This window comes from Zavarzinella formosa DSM 19928 (assembly GCF_000255705.1).
GTDB lineage: Bacteria > Planctomycetota > Planctomycetia > Gemmatales > Gemmataceae > Zavarzinella > Zavarzinella formosa.
This window is the reverse complement of record NZ_AIAB01000584.1, coordinates 1-591: the sequence shown is the minus strand read 5'-3', so window position 1 is coordinate 591 and position 591 is coordinate 1. Positions and strand designations below refer to the sequence as shown.

The 591-nt window shown below is 64.3% G+C and carries 1 protein-coding gene and 1 pseudogene; both read left to right on the top strand.

Annotated features, from left to right (window positions below; all coding sequences use genetic code 11):
• Positions 1-219: pseudogene (locus BGIM_RS0100860) on the top strand (hypothetical protein); the annotation flags it as partial.
• The coding region (locus BGIM_RS0100855; RefSeq protein ID WP_029629617.1) for a hypothetical protein at positions 216-591 on the top strand (376 nt) is incomplete at its 3' end. The pseudogene BGIM_RS0100860 and the gene BGIM_RS0100855, both read left to right, overlap by 4 nt.

Below are 591 nucleotides of genomic sequence, written 5' to 3'. Positions count from 1 at the left end.
ACGGGTGTTGCCACGACCGTGCCCGGCTTCGGCACGATCAGCTCGGCCGACACCACCGAGACCATCACCATCCCCGGCTCGGGCACGAACGGAGGGGAGTGCGTCGTCGGACTGATGCCGCCGAACCGCTTCAACAACAACTCCGGCCAGGTGGTCCTCACGATTGACGCAACCACCGGCCTGACCGTCGCCGCCGTGTCCCTGGCGAGGCCCGCATGACGTTCGACATGGCCCGCCCGCATTACATCCTGCCGCTGGCGGGGAAAGAGTACCAACTGCTCGGCACGTTCGCCCTGATCGAGGCCGTGGAGCTTGTCATGAGGGAATATGTCGGCAGCGTCGCCGTCCGCGTGGTGAACGGCATGCCATCCCACGAGACGGCGAAACTGCTGTCCGTGATCCTGACCTCCTCCGGCCATCCGGTCACGACGGAGGAGGCGAAGGAATTGATCTGGCGGGACGGGGTGGCGAATCAAGTCACGCGCATGCACCTCTATTCGTTCCTGAAGATTTGCCTGGCACCGCCCGGACAACGGGAGGCAGCGGCAACAGAAATGGGGGAGTTGATGGGAAGCCTCAAGGCTTCCCTTG